The 18,618-nt window shown below is 42.5% G+C and carries 19 protein-coding genes; 5 read left to right on the plus strand and 14 right to left on the minus strand.

Annotated elements, in window-relative coordinates; translation table 11 throughout:
- Positions 1 to 101: 101 nt before the first annotated feature.
- The 13 genes from EQG49_RS00725 to EQG49_RS00785 all read right to left on the minus strand — a co-directional run bounded on the left by EQG49_RS00725 (position 102) and on the right by EQG49_RS00785 (position 11,414).
- On the minus strand, positions 102 to 806 hold the full coding sequence (locus tag EQG49_RS00725) for a 5'-methylthioadenosine/adenosylhomocysteine nucleosidase (protein WP_133362158.1): 705 nt from the start codon (positions 804 to 806) through the stop codon (positions 102 to 104).
- Between the two features lie 47 nt (positions 807 to 853).
- Positions 854 to 1,168, minus strand: a complete 315-nt coding sequence (locus EQG49_RS00730) for a hypothetical protein (protein WP_133362159.1) — start codon at positions 1,166 to 1,168, stop codon at positions 854 to 856.
- Entirely contained in the window at positions 1,161 to 1,727 is a 567-nt protein-coding gene (locus EQG49_RS00735) for an NUDIX hydrolase (protein WP_133362160.1), read from the minus strand. The genes EQG49_RS00730 and EQG49_RS00735 overlap by 8 nt, the downstream gene beginning before the upstream one ends.
- A 21-nt stretch (positions 1,728 to 1,748) precedes the next feature.
- Positions 1,749 to 1,979 (minus strand): cold-shock protein, encoded by a 231-nt coding sequence (locus EQG49_RS00740; protein ID WP_133362161.1) that lies wholly within the window; start codon positions 1,977 to 1,979, stop codon positions 1,749 to 1,751.
- A 207-nt stretch (positions 1,980 to 2,186) separates the two neighbouring features.
- Complete coding sequence (gene mnmA, locus EQG49_RS00745; protein ID WP_133362162.1) at positions 2,187 to 3,311, minus strand: tRNA 2-thiouridine(34) synthase MnmA; 1,125 nt, start codon at positions 3,309 to 3,311, stop codon at positions 2,187 to 2,189.
- 350 nt (positions 3,312 to 3,661) lie between these two features.
- On the minus strand, positions 3,662 to 4,315 hold the full coding sequence (locus EQG49_RS00750; protein WP_133362163.1) for a DedA family protein: 654 nt from the start codon (positions 4,313 to 4,315) through the stop codon (positions 3,662 to 3,664).
- Between the two features lie 246 nt (positions 4,316 to 4,561).
- The gene (locus EQG49_RS00755) at positions 4,562 to 5,434 is read right to left on the minus strand and encodes a MetQ/NlpA family ABC transporter substrate-binding protein (RefSeq protein ID WP_133362164.1); all 873 of its coding nucleotides are present in this window, start codon (positions 5,432 to 5,434) and stop codon (positions 4,562 to 4,564) included.
- 184 nt (positions 5,435 to 5,618) lie between these two features.
- Complete coding sequence (locus tag EQG49_RS00760; protein WP_133364500.1) at positions 5,619 to 6,758, minus strand: trans-sulfuration enzyme family protein; 1,140 nt, start codon at positions 6,756 to 6,758, stop codon at positions 5,619 to 5,621.
- Between the two features lie 794 nt (positions 6,759 to 7,552).
- The gene (locus EQG49_RS00765; protein ID WP_133362165.1) at positions 7,553 to 8,176 is read right to left on the minus strand and encodes a hypothetical protein; all 624 of its coding nucleotides are present in this window, start codon (positions 8,174 to 8,176) and stop codon (positions 7,553 to 7,555) included.
- A gap of 233 nt (positions 8,177 to 8,409) precedes the next feature.
- Positions 8,410 to 8,979, minus strand: a complete 570-nt coding sequence (locus EQG49_RS00770; RefSeq protein ID WP_133362166.1) for a hypothetical protein — start codon at positions 8,977 to 8,979, stop codon at positions 8,410 to 8,412.
- 44 nt (positions 8,980 to 9,023) lie between these two features.
- On the minus strand, positions 9,024 to 9,701 hold the full coding sequence (locus tag EQG49_RS00775; RefSeq protein WP_133362167.1) for a hypothetical protein: 678 nt from the start codon (positions 9,699 to 9,701) through the stop codon (positions 9,024 to 9,026).
- Positions 9,702 to 10,376: 675 nt separating this feature from the next.
- On the minus strand, positions 10,377 to 11,069 hold the full coding sequence (locus EQG49_RS00780; RefSeq protein WP_133362168.1) for a hypothetical protein: 693 nt from the start codon (positions 11,067 to 11,069) through the stop codon (positions 10,377 to 10,379).
- Positions 11,070 to 11,159: 90 nt separating this feature from the next.
- Entirely contained in the window at positions 11,160 to 11,414 is a 255-nt protein-coding gene (locus tag EQG49_RS00785; protein ID WP_133362169.1) for a DUF2628 domain-containing protein, read from the minus strand.
- A 307-nt stretch (positions 11,415 to 11,721) separates the two neighbouring features.
- Between EQG49_RS00785 and EQG49_RS00790 the strand changes: the two genes are divergently transcribed.
- Entirely contained in the window at positions 11,722 to 12,831 is a 1,110-nt protein-coding gene (locus EQG49_RS00790) for an alpha-hydroxy-acid oxidizing protein (protein ID WP_133362170.1), read from the plus strand.
- Positions 12,832 to 13,334: 503 nt separating this feature from the next.
- On the opposite strand, the gene EQG49_RS00795 is transcribed toward EQG49_RS00790, so the two are convergent.
- A complete protein-coding gene (locus EQG49_RS00795; RefSeq protein ID WP_133362171.1) occupies positions 13,335 to 14,081 on the minus strand; it encodes a glycerophosphodiester phosphodiesterase family protein in 747 nt (248 codons plus the stop codon).
- A gap of 299 nt (positions 14,082 to 14,380) precedes the next feature.
- Between EQG49_RS00795 and EQG49_RS00800 the strand changes: the two genes are divergently transcribed.
- Genes EQG49_RS00800 through EQG49_RS00815 form a run of 4 tightly spaced genes read left to right on the plus strand, consistent with a single transcriptional unit; the run spans position 14,381 to position 18,570 of the window.
- Positions 14,381 to 15,424, plus strand: coding sequence for an ABC transporter ATP-binding protein (locus tag EQG49_RS00800; protein ID WP_133362172.1), 1,044 nt, complete (start codon positions 14,381 to 14,383; stop codon positions 15,422 to 15,424).
- A gap of 5 nt (positions 15,425 to 15,429) precedes the next feature.
- Positions 15,430 to 16,371 carry a carbohydrate ABC transporter permease gene (locus tag EQG49_RS00805; RefSeq protein WP_133362173.1) on the plus strand — a complete coding sequence of 314 codons (942 nt, stop codon included), beginning with the start codon at positions 15,430 to 15,432 and terminating at the stop codon, positions 16,369 to 16,371.
- Between the two features lie 2 nt (positions 16,372 to 16,373).
- A complete protein-coding gene (locus EQG49_RS00810) occupies positions 16,374 to 17,186 on the plus strand; it encodes a carbohydrate ABC transporter permease (protein ID WP_423245975.1) in 813 nt (270 codons plus the stop codon).
- 25 nt (positions 17,187 to 17,211) lie between these two features.
- Complete coding sequence (locus tag EQG49_RS00815) at positions 17,212 to 18,570, plus strand: ABC transporter substrate-binding protein (RefSeq protein WP_133362175.1); 1,359 nt, start codon at positions 17,212 to 17,214, stop codon at positions 18,568 to 18,570.
- Positions 18,571 to 18,618 lie beyond the last annotated feature (48 nt).

The following is an 18,618-nucleotide window of genomic DNA, read 5'->3' on the forward strand; positions in this document are numbered from 1 at the left end:
TATGTGTGGCTATTTGGCGCCCACCTCATTTGCAAGCGTGCTTAAGATACCTACAAACTAACGGAGTGTCAGTTGCCATACATTAACAGAACCACTTTTGCTTACTTGTTTGCGGCTTGTTCAGCTTTGAAGAGTGCAAGCAACATGTTAGCGGAACGTTTACCAGCATCAACGATAAACTCGTCAAAAGTTACCCCAGCATCGGAATCTGCATTGTCAGACATTGCGCGTACAACGACGTATGGTACGCCAAATTGAGTAGCAACTTGTCCAACTGAGGCACCTTCCATTTCAGCGGAAAGAGCGTCGGGGAAAAATTCCTTGATGTGGTTAACTTGTTCAGCACTAGCGATGAATGAGTCAGACGTGACAATTAAGCCCTTAACAGCATTCAAACCAGCCGTTGAAGCGGCGGCCATGATTTTACGGATTAAGTCACTATCGGCTACAAAACGAGCTGGTTGTTGTGGAACTTGCCCATAAACATAACCAAAGACGGTAGCGTCGACATCGTGATAGGCCGTTTCCGTTGAAACAACTACATCCCCGATTTGTAAGCGACCACCAATGGCACCAGCTGAACCTGAGTTGATAATTACATCGACGTCAAAGTTGGTAATCAATAAAGCGGTGGTTAAACCAGCTTGGACTTTGCCAATTCCAGATTCAACGACGACCACTGCTTGATCAGCAATCGTGCCTTCGTGAAATTTGATGCCATGGATATCCGTGACAACTTCATTTTGCATGGCGGCTTCAAGCACGACCATTTCTTCTGGCATAGCGTTAATAATTCCGTATTTCATGTTTGCGTTCCCCTTTTTCTGTTGCTGCGTCTCCAGTGACTCACAGCCTATCCAACAAAACGTAAGATTAAGTAAGTGGCAATAATTAAAAGTGATAAGACGATGATGGCAATGTTTAACCGACGTTTTAAGCGTTGTTCTTTACCTTTAACAGTTAAGTCGCCAAAAGCATCGGTTTCAAGTTTGCGATTTTTGCGCAGTTTAGTTTTAACGTCTTGTGATTCGCCCGGGTGGATTTCACCATTTTCATCAACGAAACGGCCATCGTTCATCGTATGGACTGGTTCTGTGGGTTGGTTGTCCCAAGTCCCTTCCTTGCGACGACGATATTCTTCACGACTCATTGTTGGCTTCTTATCCATGGAGCATTCCTTTCACACGGGCAGCATTGGCTTGCCAATACCAATAAGCAATTTGGGTTTTAGAATCATCTAATTTCCCCGCTTCATTGAGCTTGGCTAACTCATCGAGTGAGTATGCTTGCACGTTCAACGTTTCATCAAAATCTTGTGGTAATTCATCAGCAACCGGTGTTAAGTCAGTTGCCAAATACAGATGCATTAATTCGTCTGAGTAACCTGATGCCAAATAGAATGAACTAATTTCTTCGATGTGGCCAGCTTGCATCCGTGTTTCTTCGTTTAACTCACGTACGACTGCATGCAACGGATTCGTATCGCGCGCATCTAATTTACCCGCGGGTACTTCGTAGGTCACCTTTTGTAAGGCTGTCCGCCATTGTTGCATAATTAGCGCCTTGTTATCAGGCGTAATCGCTAACACTGCTACTGCAGGTACGTGGTGGACAATATCGCGAACCGCCGTCTGTCCGTTCGGTAATTCCACCGTTTGGACTTCGACATCGATAATATGCCCGTTAAACTTGGGCTCATGCTTAATGACTTTCTCCTCGAAATTCATGCCAGACCTCCGAATTAGTAATTATTCTGCTTCAGTTTCAACAGGTGCATCAATCACGTGCACTTGCGCTGCTTGTGGACCGCGAATTCCTTCAACCACCACAAACTCCACGTAATCGCCAACGGCTAACTTCTTAAAACCACCGTCATTGATAATCCCAGAGAAGTGCACGAACACGTCATCTTGACCAGTAATTTCAATGTAACCAAAACCTTTTAATTCATCCCAAATTTTAACAAATCCATGTTCCATCTTTAATATCCAACTTTCTCTTTACGTACGCGTATTTAAGTTCAACCCGCCGTATTTTTATTGTCTAATCTTACCACAAACGCGTGTCAGCATTCGCAAAAATGCTTGATATTGTTGGATTTATTTGGAAAATTTAGCTAGTGTTTCTAAAAAAGGAGCTGAGCCATCTATGCTCAGCCCCTAATTAATTGTTGTGTTTATTAATGCTTAAACGTATTGGAGCAAAGTTGCTTCGTTGTAGGCGCGATCAATAATCGCTGAACCGAGGCATTCGGCACCATCATAGAAGACCACTGCTTGACCTGGGGTAATTGCCTTAACAGGTTCGTCAAAGATTACAGTAGCAACCGCCTTGTCAGCGTTCAACTTAACAGTTACGCCAGTATCCTTTTGACGGTAACGGAACTTAGCGGTTACGTGGAATTCTAAACCACGATCTTCATTCGTAACAAATGATACGTCTGAAGCTTCTAAGTGCGTTGCGTAAAGGTGTGGGTTATCTTCGCCTTGACCAACATACAATGTGTTGGTAGCTAAGTCCTTACCCACAACAAACCAAGGTTCGTCTGATTCCTTTTGTCCGCCGATACCAAGACCCTTACGTTGGCCGATTGTGTAGTACATCAAGCCAGCGTGAGGTCCCATTTCAACGCCATCAAAAGTCATCATCTTACCAGGCTTAGCTGGCAAGTAGTTACCTAAGAATTCACGGAAGTTCTTTTCACCGATGAAACAAACGCCAGTTGAGTCCTTCTTGTAAGCAGTTGCGAGACCCTTTTCTTCAGCAATGGCACGAACTTCGGCCTTTTCCATGTTACCAATTGGGAACATAACTTGTTGAAGTTGATCTTGTGAGAGTTGTGATAAGAAGTATGTTTGATCCTTGTTATCATCAGCACCACGGAGCATGTGCACAGTTCCAGCTTCGTCACGTTCTACTTGCACGTAGTGACCAGTAGCAACGTAGTCAGCACCCAATTCCAAAGCATAGTCTAAGAATGCCTTGAACTTGATTTCCTTGTTGCACATAACGTCAGGGTTTGGAGTGCGACCCTTCTTGTATTCGTCTAAGAAGTAAGTGAAGACACGATCCCAGTATTCCTTTTCAAAGTTAACACTGTAATAAGGAATTCCGAGTTGAGATGCAACCTTTGCCACATCCTTGTAATCTTCGGTCGCCGTACAGACACCGAATTCATCAGTATCGTCCCAGTTCTTCATGAAGACACCGACTACATCATAACCTTGGTCCTTAAGAACCGCAGCCACAACAGATGAGTCAACACCACCACTCATACCTACAACGACACGAGTTTGACTATTATCAGTCATAAACATCACCATCATTTCAAATATAGATTCTGAGAATCATTACGATTTGAAGGTCGTAAAATTTCAGTTCTTCTATTATACAATACGACGCTTACATTTAACAAGTGAAATTGTCTGATTAGTTAATTTTGTCTATTTACTGCTAAAAATGTGTGAACCAATAGCTTCGTGTTAGCTAGCTTTATTCCTGCTTAGTTAGCTAGTCAACCAGTCAAAATTGACGACACATCTTACAATTTAACGAGCACAAAAAGACCCCACAACACCATTGCCAGACTCCTATTTATGCTAGCATAGTATTCGCATTTCTGTAGTTTTGTTTAAGACTACTCACGTACCACAGAATGTACTTATTTTGTTTGCTCGGTATCTTTTCGCAAAACCCTGAAGATTTCTTTTAAGAATTGCCATAACATTGTTACGATAAAAGGCAGAATTGCTAATAGCGCCACGATTATCGCATAGTGTTTGGTTACCAATTGCAAATGACCTGAGAAGAAACCTAGGGCAGTAATGATTGCGGCCCAAAGGACTTCACCTAACAGCGAAAGATAAGCAAAGCGCTTAAATGATAATTTTTCACGTCCCGCCACAATTGGTACTAACAAACCAATCACGGGAATAAAATTACTAAGGGTCAGCGCCACAATTTCGTGCTCCATCACCAGGTCTGTCGAATCCGCAATCCGTTGACTTTTAATCGGTCCCATTCGCCGACCAGAGTAGTATTTAATGATATTACCCAACTGGGCCGAAATTATGAAGCCAATTAACAAAATAATGGGATTAAGATTATTATTCATTTGTGCGCTCAAGGTTCCCATAATAAATACGAGTGATTGCGCCGGAATCCAACCAAAAAACACAAAACTATTATCCAAAAATACTAAGACAAAGACAATCAAATACGCATATTGTGAATAATTATTGGTAATGTTTGTCATCAAATCAATGGGATTCATGACGAACTGAATTAGTGCTTGGATTATTTGTGTAATATCCACTTTTCCCCCTCTCCAAGATTAGCCAAAGGACGCCTTTAGCTAACCAATATTGCTTTTTTAAATACGCTAATATATTCACTTTAATAATATCATATTTTGCGCGTGCCATTGTGGTTCTCGCACAGAATCCTACTCGCGGACACCTGAAATCACGACACCATTAAACGCAAACAAGCCGATAGCGAGGCCACTTTCACCACATGGTTAATTGTCCTCACTATCAGCTTGTTGTAATCGTAAATCCGCTTATTTTTGCGTATCGAAGTAGCTAACTGGTTTTTGCACTTCGGTTTTCGTGCCTTTGTATTCCTTAGTAACATACGCTTGGATCGTTTTGTCGTGGTATAACTTAACTAATTTCTTGTAGCTTTCATTATCACCATTCTTCTTGGCCGTTGCTAAAATATTGATGTTAGCCGTTGTGTGGCTATCAACATGCTCATAGAAAATTGAGTCATTTAACACGTTCAACCCCGCTGCTTGTGATACTGAATTAGAAATCAGTACCGCCCCAATACTGTCGTCGTGCAATAATCGTGGACCAGTTGTGTCATCAATTTCGAGGAATTTAAAGTGATGGGGATTGCTAGTAATTGCTTCTAAACCAGATAATGCCGTGAATTTCGGTGACAACGTAATTAGCTTAGCCGCTGCTAACAAGCGTAGTCCCCGCGCTTCATCAGCTTGGTCTTTTGCCACCGCAATTTTCGCACCATTTGGTATGTCGGTAACCGCCTTGTACTTACTTGAGTAGATTCCCAATGGTTCGAGGTATGTCGTACCTAAGTTAACTAGGGGCGTGTTGGGATGGGTTTTGTTAAAGGCATCAAGGTAACCATATGATTGGAAGGCATTGACGTCGATTTCGCCATTCGCCGTCGCGGTATTTAACGTTGCGCCATCCGTGAATTCTTTAACACTAATTTTTAAATCTAACTTCTTAGCTTGGGGTGTTTGGGCAATGTGGCGCCAAATATCGGCATCACTCGTTACTGAGCCAATGGTAATCGCGGATGATGATTTTCCATCATGAGCTTTAACATACGTTACTCCGCCGGCAATAATTGCCACAGCGGCCACAACGCCAACAATAATTTTTCGTACTTTTACTTGTGTCATAAGTGAATTCACCTTCATAATTTCATTGCATTCAGGTAGCCCGACCGGCACCTTCATAATTTCATTAGATTCAGGCAGCCCAATCGGCACCCTTCATAATTTCATTAGATTCAGGCAGCCCGACCGGTACCTGCGTAATTTCGTTGTGTTCAGATTCCCGAATATTTTCTTTTAACTATTCGTTTTAAATTAATGCCAGTGCTTGGTCTAAATCGGCAATTAAATCGGCGACATCTTCTAACCCAACTGAAAAGCGTAATAATCCAGGAGTTATTCCATTTTCAAGCAACTCTGCTGCATCTAGCTCAGCGTGGCTCATCTTGGGTGGGTAACTCAAAATCGTTTCGACTGCCCCTAAACTAACGGAGAATACGGGAAGTTGCAACGCCTCCACCACGGTGCGGGCGTTCGCTTCACTACCAACGTCAAAACTTAAAACTGCACCGCCACTTTTAGCCTGGCTAAGCTGAATTGCATAACCGGGGTGGCTTGGTAACCCTGGATACAAGACCCGCGTAACCTTTTTATTAGCCGATAAGTACTCCGCAATTTTCTGAGCGCTATTACTTGATTGCTGCATCCGCACACCCAGTGTTTTGATACCACGTAGTAGTAACCATGTATCGGTCACGCCAAGCGTTGCCCCAACCGCATTTTGCATAAAATAAATCTGGTCGGCTAATCCTTGGTCATTTGTCACAACCGCCCCAGCTAAAATATCGGAGTGTCCGGCTAAGAATTTCGTGGCGGAATGAACCACAATATCAACGCCCAAATCAAGCGGTTTTTGCAAAAATGGTGACATGAACGTGTTATCAGCAATCGTGACTAAATGATGTTTCTGCGCAATTGCGACGACCCCCAAAATATCCGTAATGTGCAACACCGGGTTTGATGGTGTTTCAATATACAGGTACTTGGTATTCGGCTTGATTGCCGCTTCAATTGCGGCTAAGTCAGCAAAATCGACTAAATCGTGTTCGATGCCAAAGCGTGGTAAAACGTCCGTTAGAACCCGGAACGTACCCCCGTAGACATGTTTACTAGCAATTACGTGGTCGCCCTTAGACAGCGTTAGCAGGACGCTACTAATCGCAGCCATCCCGGTGCTGAATAAATAACCATATTTGGCATGTTCCAAGGTCGCAATCGCATTTTCCCCTGCTTGCCTAGTCGGATTACCTGAGCGTGCATAATCATACTCACCAAAGACATCAAATGATTTTTGATCAAATGTTGATGATAATTGGATGGGCGTGTTGATTGCCCCACTAATTGGATCATGTTGCGTGCTGGCTTGAATAATTTGCGTCCAGTCACTGATTTCTAAATTACTCATTTGCTACTCCTTCAGTGTGTGTCTATTAGTTGTGCGCTTACGACAAAAAAGTGGCTATATTTTTTCTATCATGGGGGTTGTCGTTTCTGTACTTTTTAATCATCGAATTACTGAGATTCTGTTGTCGGTGTATTTCCCATGCTACTGCGGCCTATGGTTGGTAACTGTTTTCGCTAGTTTGATCATTGTTCCTAACTAACGGAGTGTCAGTAAAGTGCTTGGCGGGCGCAGCCTTTACACCGCGACTGGGGGAATATGTGTGTAGCACATATTTCCGCTGAGGATGAGATGAGGAGTTTTGGGGATTTATCCCCTAGAGTCCCAGCTTATCCGAACCTCCAAAGACCGCACTTTGGCTTGGGAGGTTGCTTCCAGCGTGGTGCGCCAAGTAATTTACTGGCACGTAGTGGCCAAATTTATTCAATCCCCGTCAGACGAAATAGAGCAAAAAAAGTCCCGCAGTCTAATTAAAGACTGCGGGACGAAATTTTCGCGTTACCACCCGAGTTCGATGCACATTACTGTAACATCCTCAATAAGTACGAGCATACCAATATGCCGATACCCTTGCGCTTTAACGGGCGCACCCGGACACGGTTTACAGTAAAACTGCTCACGATGACAGTAACTCCAAGACCATTTTCCAAAACACTGGGTCACTAACTTTCACCACCACGTTAGCTCTCTATTCAGACCCGCTTGCATTTGTACTTATCTCTTCAACGTTATTCGATAAGTATTAATATAGCACTTTAAAATGAGAAATCAATAACAAATCCTCATTTTGTTTTAATTATATATTTTCGAGCTTTTTTAATAGACGTGAGCATTAATACCGCGCCGACTAATTCAAGCGGTCCGGCTGCACACAATACTGCTGCAACACCTAAAACCCCGTGAATCAAGACGATTAAACCATAATCAATTAACAAAAATACACCAATTAGCATTAAAAATTTAAATTCAACCCATAAAACTCTGACCTTAGTTGAGACTTGTCGGTAACGAATCGTAACCGAATGATCCGGGGACTTATATATGCTCCCTTCATTGTTAGAATCATATTCAATCGTTGCATCGCTCTGACCAAATGTTAAATTGGCTTCATCAATGAACGTCCTTGATGCACCCCTAATCCTTAAGCCACTACCAGAACCTTCACCACGCGTAAGCAGTGCCAAGCCGAATGCAACTATACAGTAGAATGCCACAATGCCAATATAGCGCAACAGTTCAGACCATTTGGTGAAGCCTTCACCAATTCGTACGGTGACATCATCAGCTTCTATCGTGAAAGTTTCGGTCTGTTTCAATAATTTATTAACGACAATTTGGTCATCAACCAATATGGTAATTACTTTTTGTAATTCATTATGCCCAACATTTGTTACTGTGAGTTTCACGTCAACGTGCCCCATTTCAAAATTCTAAATTCCCAGTCGTTACTATACATGCACATTTGTGACGTAGCAATGCTTAAAACCGGGTTCAAAATGGGAGCTAATGCGTATCATCAGCATTAGCTAACTCGATTAGAAATAGCCCTCGTCATCAATAGACGAAAGCAGTGGGAAGTTGAGTTTTATTAAAAATACTAGTAAATTATGAACTTGCATTATCAACAAAATAGATTACGTTAATTTAATATATCAGCGCCTACATAGAAAATAATTGGTACCTGCCGTTTGAATCGCTTGCCCTTTGAGTGAAAATCTGCCCAACCAAATGCGTAATTTAAATGATTGTCATGCGATGTGAACTTCAAGCTAGATGCTTTTTCAATGCGCACCATGCGGACTTTTTTTGATCGATTAAGATTCCGGTAAAAATAGTTAGCATCTTCAAAATTCGTTGGCTGTGGTGTATCTAAATTTTTCGCGATAGCCGCCCACATCTGAGCCACCCAATCACTAAAATGATACCGATATTTGCGCATCGAGTACTGCGCACTAATTTCGAGAAACAAGCTAATTATTAGTATAAATACAGCATACGCTACCGAGGCAAATCGCAGCCATGTGTCATCAATTACGAGTACCGCAAAAAATAACACCACCACTCCTAATATCGCATATAAAACACTATTTCGTGTTTGGCGGCGAGTAAATGTGGCTAGCTGTGCTTCAACCTCAGCACGGTAATGCTCCGCATCTGCTTGGAAAATAGCTTTGAATTCAGATTTTGATAAGCTTTCTAAATAATCCAATTGTTATTTTCCTTTCTTCCACAAACGGCACGAGTGCTAATTAACTACCAGTCAAAGGCCTTTAAATACATGTCGACCTTGGCTTTATTTTCCGCTTTTTTGACTTTTTTTGTGCGCCGCGTCCGTGGTTTTGCTGGTTCACTGGCCTTTTGAATACGGCGTTCATACTTGGCAAATTCATTGCGAACTAACTGTGTATCTTCAACGGTTAAAGGCAATCCCGCTTGGGCATATTCATAAGTGTATTGGCCAAACTGTTCGGGTTTTTCTTTGAGGAACCACGCTTGCATTTCTGGATTAAGTTTAACGCCACGGCGAAAACGGCGGAGAGTTTCATCCAAACCAAAGTCTAAGTGGTGGATTTCGGTTTGGAGCTGTTTCATAACCTTTTCTGGAATATCTGTGTGATCGGCAAAATGACTTATACCGAGTTTCAATGTTTTACCACTGTTTAAATTACGTAAAATATATTGGTGTTTCAAGCGCCGACCGCAATCACAGAACAATTGTGGCCCCCGATTATCGTCATAGTTATCGTTAAAGTGATACGCCATAAATTCCCAGTTGGTCGATTCACCAAGGAGATTTTGGTTCGCAAACAATGACGTCCGTTGAAAGCGCACGTGTTCTTGGATAACACCCCGTTGCTCAGGCGTCAATAAGCCGAGTAATCGTTGTCGTTCATCCTTGGTTAATGTAGTTTTTGAGCTTCGTGTTTTCATGTTATTAGTATATCAAATGAGAATGAACGTTCGCAAGCACCAAAACAAAATTACGCCAAAATTCTTGACTAGCACAAAAATACTCGGTAATCTTATGTAAGTGATAAGTTTAATTTTTCGCGAGTATCCAAGCCTTGTCGCTTTTTCATTTGCAACAAAGCAAGTGTAACTGTGACACCGCGTGACACCCAAAAAATCTAGTACACGTCATAGCTTCAAACGCCGTCATATCAGGACTTTTAGCAACATATGACACGTATGCGCTAAATTCGCTTAGAAACTTTCTCCTATACATATATATACGTTTAGTTCACCATTAATATTAATTACCTGTCACTGAATTTTGCTAATCACTCAGCATCACTGACTTCATGGCAGTGTCACGTAGGCTAAAAAACCGGTCATTTTCCCGTCATCAACCTGTCAGACCTGTCACTGGTTGTACTACTTAATTTTGAAATGCTTTGAAAATTTAGACATAACGAAAACCCCCAGTATTGGATTTTGGTCCAATACCGGGGGTTCACTTCAATGCTACGAAAAACTAGCCTGCATCTTTGTTTTTTAATTTTCACGGAACAAATGCGCCGCCGACTCACTTACATAGTTAGGCACCAAAAAATCCAGTGAAAACCACACGGATTGCACTCCCGCGTGGTGCTAGCTGCCTACGTACTAGTGATAAAAAAGTGCTATTTGGTTGATAAAATCACTCGTTGTTTTCAATTCATGGGTTCTAACTGTTCCAAAGAGGTGTTGCTTAGCCTTTTTATTGACCACCATGACCGATGCCTGGCCAACGACAATTAGCATTGGCTTATCAGCAAATATCGGTGTACTTGTGGGTCGCGGTTGGTGAGCTGTCGCTGCTAACAAGTTCAAATTAGTATTAATTTGGATCCGTAATGTTCGTAAGATGATACCATGTGCTTTAATGTATTGTTGCAATTCCCGCGTTTGCTTACCCTTTGCTGGATTAACGTATATCAGATATTGTCCCGTATCACGCGTTAATTGCCGAGCGTCATTATATGCTAATTTTTTATAGCGACCACCACCGGCTGCCACTTTGAAGTACCGCACATCTTGTTGATTAACCGCATTGGCTTGCCCGATGACTGCGTAATAAAGAATTCCAATCTGCAAAACAATGCCCACTGCTAATAACTTTGGTTTCCGTAATATCAGTAGCAACACTATCAGAATAATTGCAGAAATCACCACATAAAAATACACATGTAACCAGTTGTTGATGACCATAACATTTGGAATTTGATGCTGCATCGCACCTAGCCGAGTTGTAAAAGTATGCCAAACCCACATTAGCACGCCACTTAAAACTACACTAATTAACGCTAAAAACTTCATTCCCCTAACCCCTACTCCCAACTAAGAACAATCATTCCCCAAGATGTTCTCCCACTATTATTCCTAACCAAGTAATGCTACTACCTTATGTTAAAAACGCCAACCATGCCGGATAAGCTTGTTGATGTACATCTTATTATAGAAAAATGAAAAAATTAGACCGACAATTGAAAAGCCAAACCCAAATGTATTCAACGAAAAAATAACCTCAAGAATAAAAATTAATAACGCCCCGGTGAAATCACCACGGAACAGCGCTGGGAAAAAGCCAAAAAATAAAGTCGTCCAAGAAAAGCCACTTTTGACCGTTTTGGTTTCATAACCCCGTGTTAAAGTTACATACATAATCTAACTCCTTTAATTCATGTGCAACTTCGACTTGCTCCGTCAAAGTTGCATCTCATGTTTTGTATTCGCGCAAATTTGTGCAAAGTCGGTAACTAGAACCCTACTCTAAGCAAAATTACGCATGATTTGTTATCATTTTAACATAGAAAGTTAGTATTAACTTTGGGTAATCAACTTATTAATAATAAGTGTTTATCTTTTAGTTAATAAGGACTATCATAAGCAACGGGGAAACGGAATTGGTGATGCACGCATTGCATCCAACCAAAAAGTAAAAAATTTTAATTAAGAGGTAAGTAATCATATGGCATATCACACAAGTACTGAAGAACGTCCAATTGATATCGTAAACATTCCTGCGCTCGAACCAATTGTTAAAGCTAAAATGAACAAAGGTGCATTCGGTTATTTAGCCGGTGGTGCAGAAAGTGAAATTACCCTCCGCGAAAACGTAACTAGCTTTGAACATAAGAAAATATTGCCCCGGGTATTACGCAATGTTGAAAAACCTGATATGAGTACCGAACTGTTCGGCATTCATATTGATGCCCCAATCATTGCTGCTCCGATTGCCGCACACGGCTTAGTGCATGAACAAGCGGAAAAAGATACCGTCCAAGGCGTCGGTGCCGCTGGCTCAATTTTTAGCCTCTCAACGTATGGTAATGCCACCGTTGATGAAGTGGCCCAAGCAAGTCCTGACACCGCCAAGTTCTTCCAACTCTACATGAGTAAAGATGATGATTTTAATCACTGGATTCTCGATATGGCAGTTAATGATGGCTACAAGGCCATTATTTTGACGGCTGATTCAACTTTGGGTGGCTATCGTGAAAGTGATATTATGAACAATTTTGCCTTCCCACTACCAATGAAGAATCTTGCCGCCTGGGCCGCTAAGACTGCGGGACCAGATTCCGGCGAAGGTGAAGGAATTGCCGCCATTTATGCCAAAGCCAAGCAAAAGCTTTCACTTGCTGATATTAAAGCCATCAAGGATTACACGCATTTGCCAGTCATTGTTAAAGGTGTGCAATCACCACTTGATATTGAAGACTTGCTGAATGCGGGTGCCGATGGTATCTGGGTAAGTAACCACGGTGGTCGCCAAATCGACGGTGCCCCTGGTTCATTTGACACCCTTGCTGAGATTGCCGCAGTAGTTGCTAAGCGTGTGCCAGTTATCTTCGATTCTGGTGTGCGCCGCGGTCAACACATCTTCAAAGCACTCGCAAGTGGCGCAGATATCGTCGCAATTGGTCGCCCAATGCTCTGGGGCTTGAGCCTCGGTGGTGTCCAAGGTGTGACCGATGTATACAATCACTTCAAGAAAGAATTAACAATTGACATGCAACTAGCAGGTACGCAAACTATCGCTGATGTTAAAAATACCGTCCTAGCAGACGCCAAATAATACTAGCGCCAGCCCGTTAATTTATCACAAATACGGCTAACTACGCCAAAATAAAAAGGATGTTCACTCAATTTACTTGAGCGGACATCCTTTTTATTTTGGCTGACGTGGAATTGAATATAATTGACCACTACGTGCCAGTAAATTACTTGGCGCACCACGCTGGAAGCACATGTTCAAGCCAAAGTGCGGTCTTGAACAACTCGGATAAGCTGGGACTCTAAGGAATAAATTCCTAAGACTCCTCATCTTATCCTCAGCGGCGACATGTGTTTCACACATATCACCCCAGTCGTGGTGTAAAGTCTGCGACCGCCAAGCAATTTACCGGCACTTCGTTAGTTAGGCGTAATGCTCAAACTAGCGAAAAATAATTACCAATCACAGGCAGCAGCATGAAAAACCGCTGACAATAGAACCTCAGTAATTCGATGATTAAAACGTACCGAAACGACAATCCCACGTTAGAAAAAATATAGTCCATTTTGCTTATCAGTGATTATCTAGATAAATGCGGGTTGAAATGTTAATTCATGGGCAAAATCAGTAAAGACTCCATGAACACCCCAACTAAACAATTCGCTTGCCTTGTCTTGGGTGTTGACTGTCCACACATTAGTGCGAAAGCCCTGTTCCGTAAACTCTGCAACTTGGGCCGCCGTCAAAAATGCTGCGTCGGGGTGAATATATTCTGCCTGGACTGCTTGGGCGACTTCGAGCCAATTTGTTGGGATCGCATCTTCAAACAAGATGGCCGTCGCCGTTGCTGGATTCAGTGCCTTGAACTGTGCCAGTAGCTTCGGATTAAAACTCGACACAATGATTTCGCTAGCGGGGTCAATTAATTTTAATGCTTCGGTGAATTTTTGTAATAAGACACCTGCTAGGTTTTGATCATCGGAATTAAAAACCGCCTTCAATTCAAAGTTCACGTGTAAATGGTCTTGGTTGATTAATTGGATTAAATCAGTTAACGGCATAATTGTTGTCCCAGCAAAAGTCGGATTAAACCATTTACCGGCGTCTAATTGTTGAACATCGTGATAACTTAATTCATGCAAATTCCCGCGACCGTTTGTTGTCCGGTTAACACTATTGTCGTGCAATAAGACCAACTCACCATCCTTAGTAATATCAATATCGGTTTCCAACCATTGGACATCTTTTTCAGCCATCGCTGTAAATGCCGGTGCTGTATTTTCCGGTGCAATTCCAGACAAACCACGGTGTGCAATCACAATATGTTCCATAAATATTAATCCCCATTCCCATTAATTGATTAATTTGCCAAGGACGAGCATGCCCCAGACAAGCCAACATTGTTAGAATAGCGCGCTAAAATTGCGATTGCGTAAAGGTTAGTTATTAACTATGTAAATATACGTAATTGATACAGAATCACGACCAATTATTAATAATTTTCCCGTAGAGTGATGGTATTCAACCTTAAGGGGTTCGAGCATTTTTCACCGAAAATCAAAGGAACTGTCTGGGCCTTTTAAACGAAGTAATTTATGCAGCCGTTAACGCAATCAAAGGAGAAACACACATGACCATTGAATTAAAAAACATCGCGAAAGATTTTGCGACAACCAATATCCTCCATGATATTAATTTCACGATTCAGGATGGTGAATTTTTCGTGATGGTTGGACCTTCTGGTAGTGGTAAATCAACCATTTTACGGATGATTGCTGGCTTAACCGAAATTTCACAGGGCGAACTATTGATTGATGATGTCGTCGCAAATGATTTCTCACCAAAAGATCGTAATCTTTCCATGGTCTTTCAAAACTATGCGCTCTATCCCAATATGAATGTCGCCGATAATATCTTGTTTGGTTTACGGGCGCGTAAGGTCAATGCCGCCACGCAACAGTCACGCTTAACCGATGCCTTGGCCATGGTGGGTTTAACGGAATTTGCGGCGCGCTTCCCCCGCGAACTATCCGGTGGGCAACGCCAACGAGTGGCGTTAGCACGGACGATTGTTTCCAACGCTAAAATTACACTGATGGATGAACCACTATCCAATCTTGATGCCCAACTTCGTGAAAAGATGCGGACTGAGATTAAAGACTTACAACAACGTCTCGGTTTAACTGTCATTTATGTCACTCACGATCAAACCGAAGCAATGACCATGGGCGATCGCGTGATGGTCATTAATGATGGCCAAGTCCAACAAATCGGCACTCCACTAGATTTATATAACACCCCTGCCAATGAGTTTGTCGCCAAATTCTTTGGCACCCCCCAAATGAACGTCTTACGCGGTTATATGAACCCGCAACACAAATTAGAATTATCGCCTGATGGAGCCTTTCTCTTTGGCATTCGGCCCGATAGCGTGTATTTGACAGCACGCCAAACCAATGATTTAGCACTAGCTGGTCAAGTTTCGAGTTACGCCAGCCTTGGTAATGCAACATTGGTCAACGTGCAAATGGCCGACCAAGCGGTCCAATTTAAATTACAAGGGCAACACACCTTCAATCATAACCAATCACTAGTCGTCCATGTTCCGCAACATGCCGTGCATTATTTTGATGCCGCGACCGGTAGTGTCCTAACTGCAACGAAAGTAGGTTAATACAAATGGGAAATCCTGAAGCTACGCACGTACTCGAAGCACCACAAGCACAGCGCGTGATTTCAAAAAAGCAACGCCGGCTTCGTGAACATGCCCAAGCAAGTTTGTTTCTGGCACCTTCAGTAATTTTATTACTTGTGTTTGTTTTTTATCCAATTTTCAAAACGCTCTATTATAGTTTTACCACCACCAACGCTACTGGGTTACCGGTTAAATTTGTAGGGTTACAAAACTATCTGCATCTATTAAGCAATCCGTTGTTTCTTTCGAGCATTGGTACAACATTAATCTTTGTCTTGGCAACAACCGTTTTGACCATTAGCATTTCACTACTGATGGCTAATGTAGCTTTTCAAAAATTGCGCGGTTTGGGTATTTTTCGGACATTTTTTGCTTCAACCATGGGCGTTTCCGTGTCGGTTGCTTCGGTAATGTGGTTGTTTATCTTTCAACCAGCAACTGGTTTATCTGATCAAGTCCTCACCGCTTTGCACCAAACACCAATTGCGTGGCTCACCTCACCAACCTGGGCTTTAATTGCCATCATTATTTCAAGCGTGTGGCTCAACCTTGGTTTTAGCTTTTTAGTGTTATCCGGTGCGCTCCAAGGGGTTCCAACCCACTTATATGAATCAGCTGAAATTGACGGCGCAACGCCTTGGTTTAAATTTTGGCATATTACGTTACCCCTCATTTCACCCACCGTCTTCTTCGTTGCTACAGTGACGTTGATTAATGCCTTTCAAACCTTTGGGCAAGTCGATATTTTAACTAAAGGTGGCCCGAACAACGCCACAGATTTGCTCGTCTACCAAATTTATCAAGATGCATTCGTAAACTTGAATGTTGGCCAGGCCAGCACTGAATCAATCATTTTGGGTGGCATTATTGCGTTAGTAACGTTCTTGCAATTCAAATTCACAGAAAAGAAGGTCACATACCAATGAAAATCAGCCGCGGAAAACAAATTAGTAGCTACACCGCCCTCATTGTGATTGCGTTTGTTATTTTACTGCCCGTCCTTGTCGGTATTTGGCTAAGTTTCTTACCAAGTGATGCCATTATGGCTGGTAATTATTTTCACAGCCGGTTAACGCTGGTGAATTACTGGAATGCTTTTACAACCACGCCTATCGTGCATTATTTACTTAACAGCGTGTGGGTTTCAATGATTGTGATGATTGGCCAAGTGGTACTAGCTGCTCTGGCGGCTTACGCCTTTGTCTTCATCAAATTTCCGGCAAAAAACACGATTTTTTATCTCTTCATTGCGACGATGATGTTACCGTTTGAAGCCCAGTTAATTCCAAACTTCCAAACGTTACGGAATTTAGGTTGGTTGAATAACTACACTGGCTTAACGATTCCATTTCTCGCTTCAGCCTTTGGCACGTTTCTCTTACGGCAAGCTTTCTTGCAAATTCCAGCTGAATTAAAAGACGCCGCTGATTTAGAAGGCCTTGGCCATTGGCAGTTCTTCACCAAAATCGTGATTCCCTACTCGCGATTAAGTATCAACACATTGGCAGCTTACGCCTTTTTAACCACTTGGAATATGTATCTGTGGCCACTAATTACTAGTTTTAACGACAATGTTCGGACGGCCCAAATTGGTCTCAAACAGTTACAATCAATTGATACGGTTAACTCATGGGGCTTAATCATGGCCAGTGCTGTCATCATTGTCTTACCTAGTCTAATTGTGCTCTTCATCAGTCAAAAAACGTTCAAAACGGGGCTAGTTGACGGAGCCATCAAGTAATTAACTTACGCTAATGGAGGAAACCATGTTACTAAAAAACAAGAAATTCTGGATGGGTTTAGTCGTCGTCATTGGTTTAGTATTTGCCACATTAGGGGTTAGCGGTAAATTCACTACCACGAGCGCAGATGATACCCGTATCAAAATCGTCTACTGGCACTCAATGGCTGGTGCGCCACAAATCGCGCTGAACAAATTAGTGTCCCAGTACAACGCCTCACAAACTAAATACAAAATTGTTGCCGAATATCAAGGGGCGTACCCAGAATCGCTCCCGAAATATTTGAACGTCGCTAAGTCAAATGTTGCTCCAACAATTTTCCAAGCCCAAGAAATTGCGACTAGTGCCCTCATCAAAAGTGGTGCAACCGAACCAGTCCAAACTTTCGTTGATGCGGACTCAAACTACGACGTGTCCGACCTCGAACCCGGATTGGTTAAGTACTACACCGTGAATAATAAACTCCGCTCAATGCCGTTTAATTCATCGGTTCCTGTCCTCTACTACAATAAAACTTTGGTGAAAAAGCTCGGGCTCAAAGCGCTACCTGTTGATCCAAGCTATAGTGACATTACTAATTTAGCCAAAGCCATCACGCAAAAAACTAACAATAAAACCAAAGGCATGACCCTTGAAGCCTATGGTTGGCTGTTTGAAGAATTAACAGCGAATCAAAACGCCCAACTGGCAAACCATCAAAATGGTCGTGAACCAGGAAAACGCGCAACCAAACTAAACATGACGAGCCCCGCTGCGATTAAATTAATGCAATGGGCCAAAGTAAACATTGATAACAAATCCTTTGCAAATTACGGCGCCGGTTCGGTTGCTGAAACTAACCAGCTCGCCGGTTTCTTAAGCAATAAAGTTGGTATCTTCATGCAGTCATCCGCTTCAATCGGTGATATTCAAGCGGGCGCAAAATTCGATGTCGGCGTGACCTACTTGCCACACCCTGATGACACACCACGTAATGGATTACCAATTGGTGGTGCCTCACTCTGGGTCACCAAGGATAAATCAACTGAACAAAAAAATGGTGCTTGGGATTTCTTGAAATTCCTCGCAAGCCCTAAATCACAAGCGCAATGGCGCCTCGAAACTGGTTACCTTGCTACTAACAAAAAAGCAAAGGAAGATCCCAAGGTCCTAGCCGCCGTTAAAAAGAATCCCAATCTCGCCGTACCAACGCAACAACTAGAAACTAGTAAACAAAACGTCGTCACCCAAGGTTTACTCGTGCCAATCTTACCAATTGAACGCGCCAATGTTGAGGCCGCAATGCAAGCCATTTATGCTGGTGCCAATATCACAAAGTCATTAAAAGCGGCCGAAAAAGCAACCAACGAATCCTTGGCAGCTTATAATGCAGCGAATCCGTGATTAGTGGTTAGCGTTTAACAACGAATACACGGATCCGTGGTCGCCTAA

Origin of the sequence: Periweissella cryptocerci (genome assembly GCF_004358325.1) — a bacterium.
Taxonomy (GTDB): domain Bacteria; phylum Bacillota; class Bacilli; order Lactobacillales; family Lactobacillaceae; genus Periweissella; species Periweissella cryptocerci.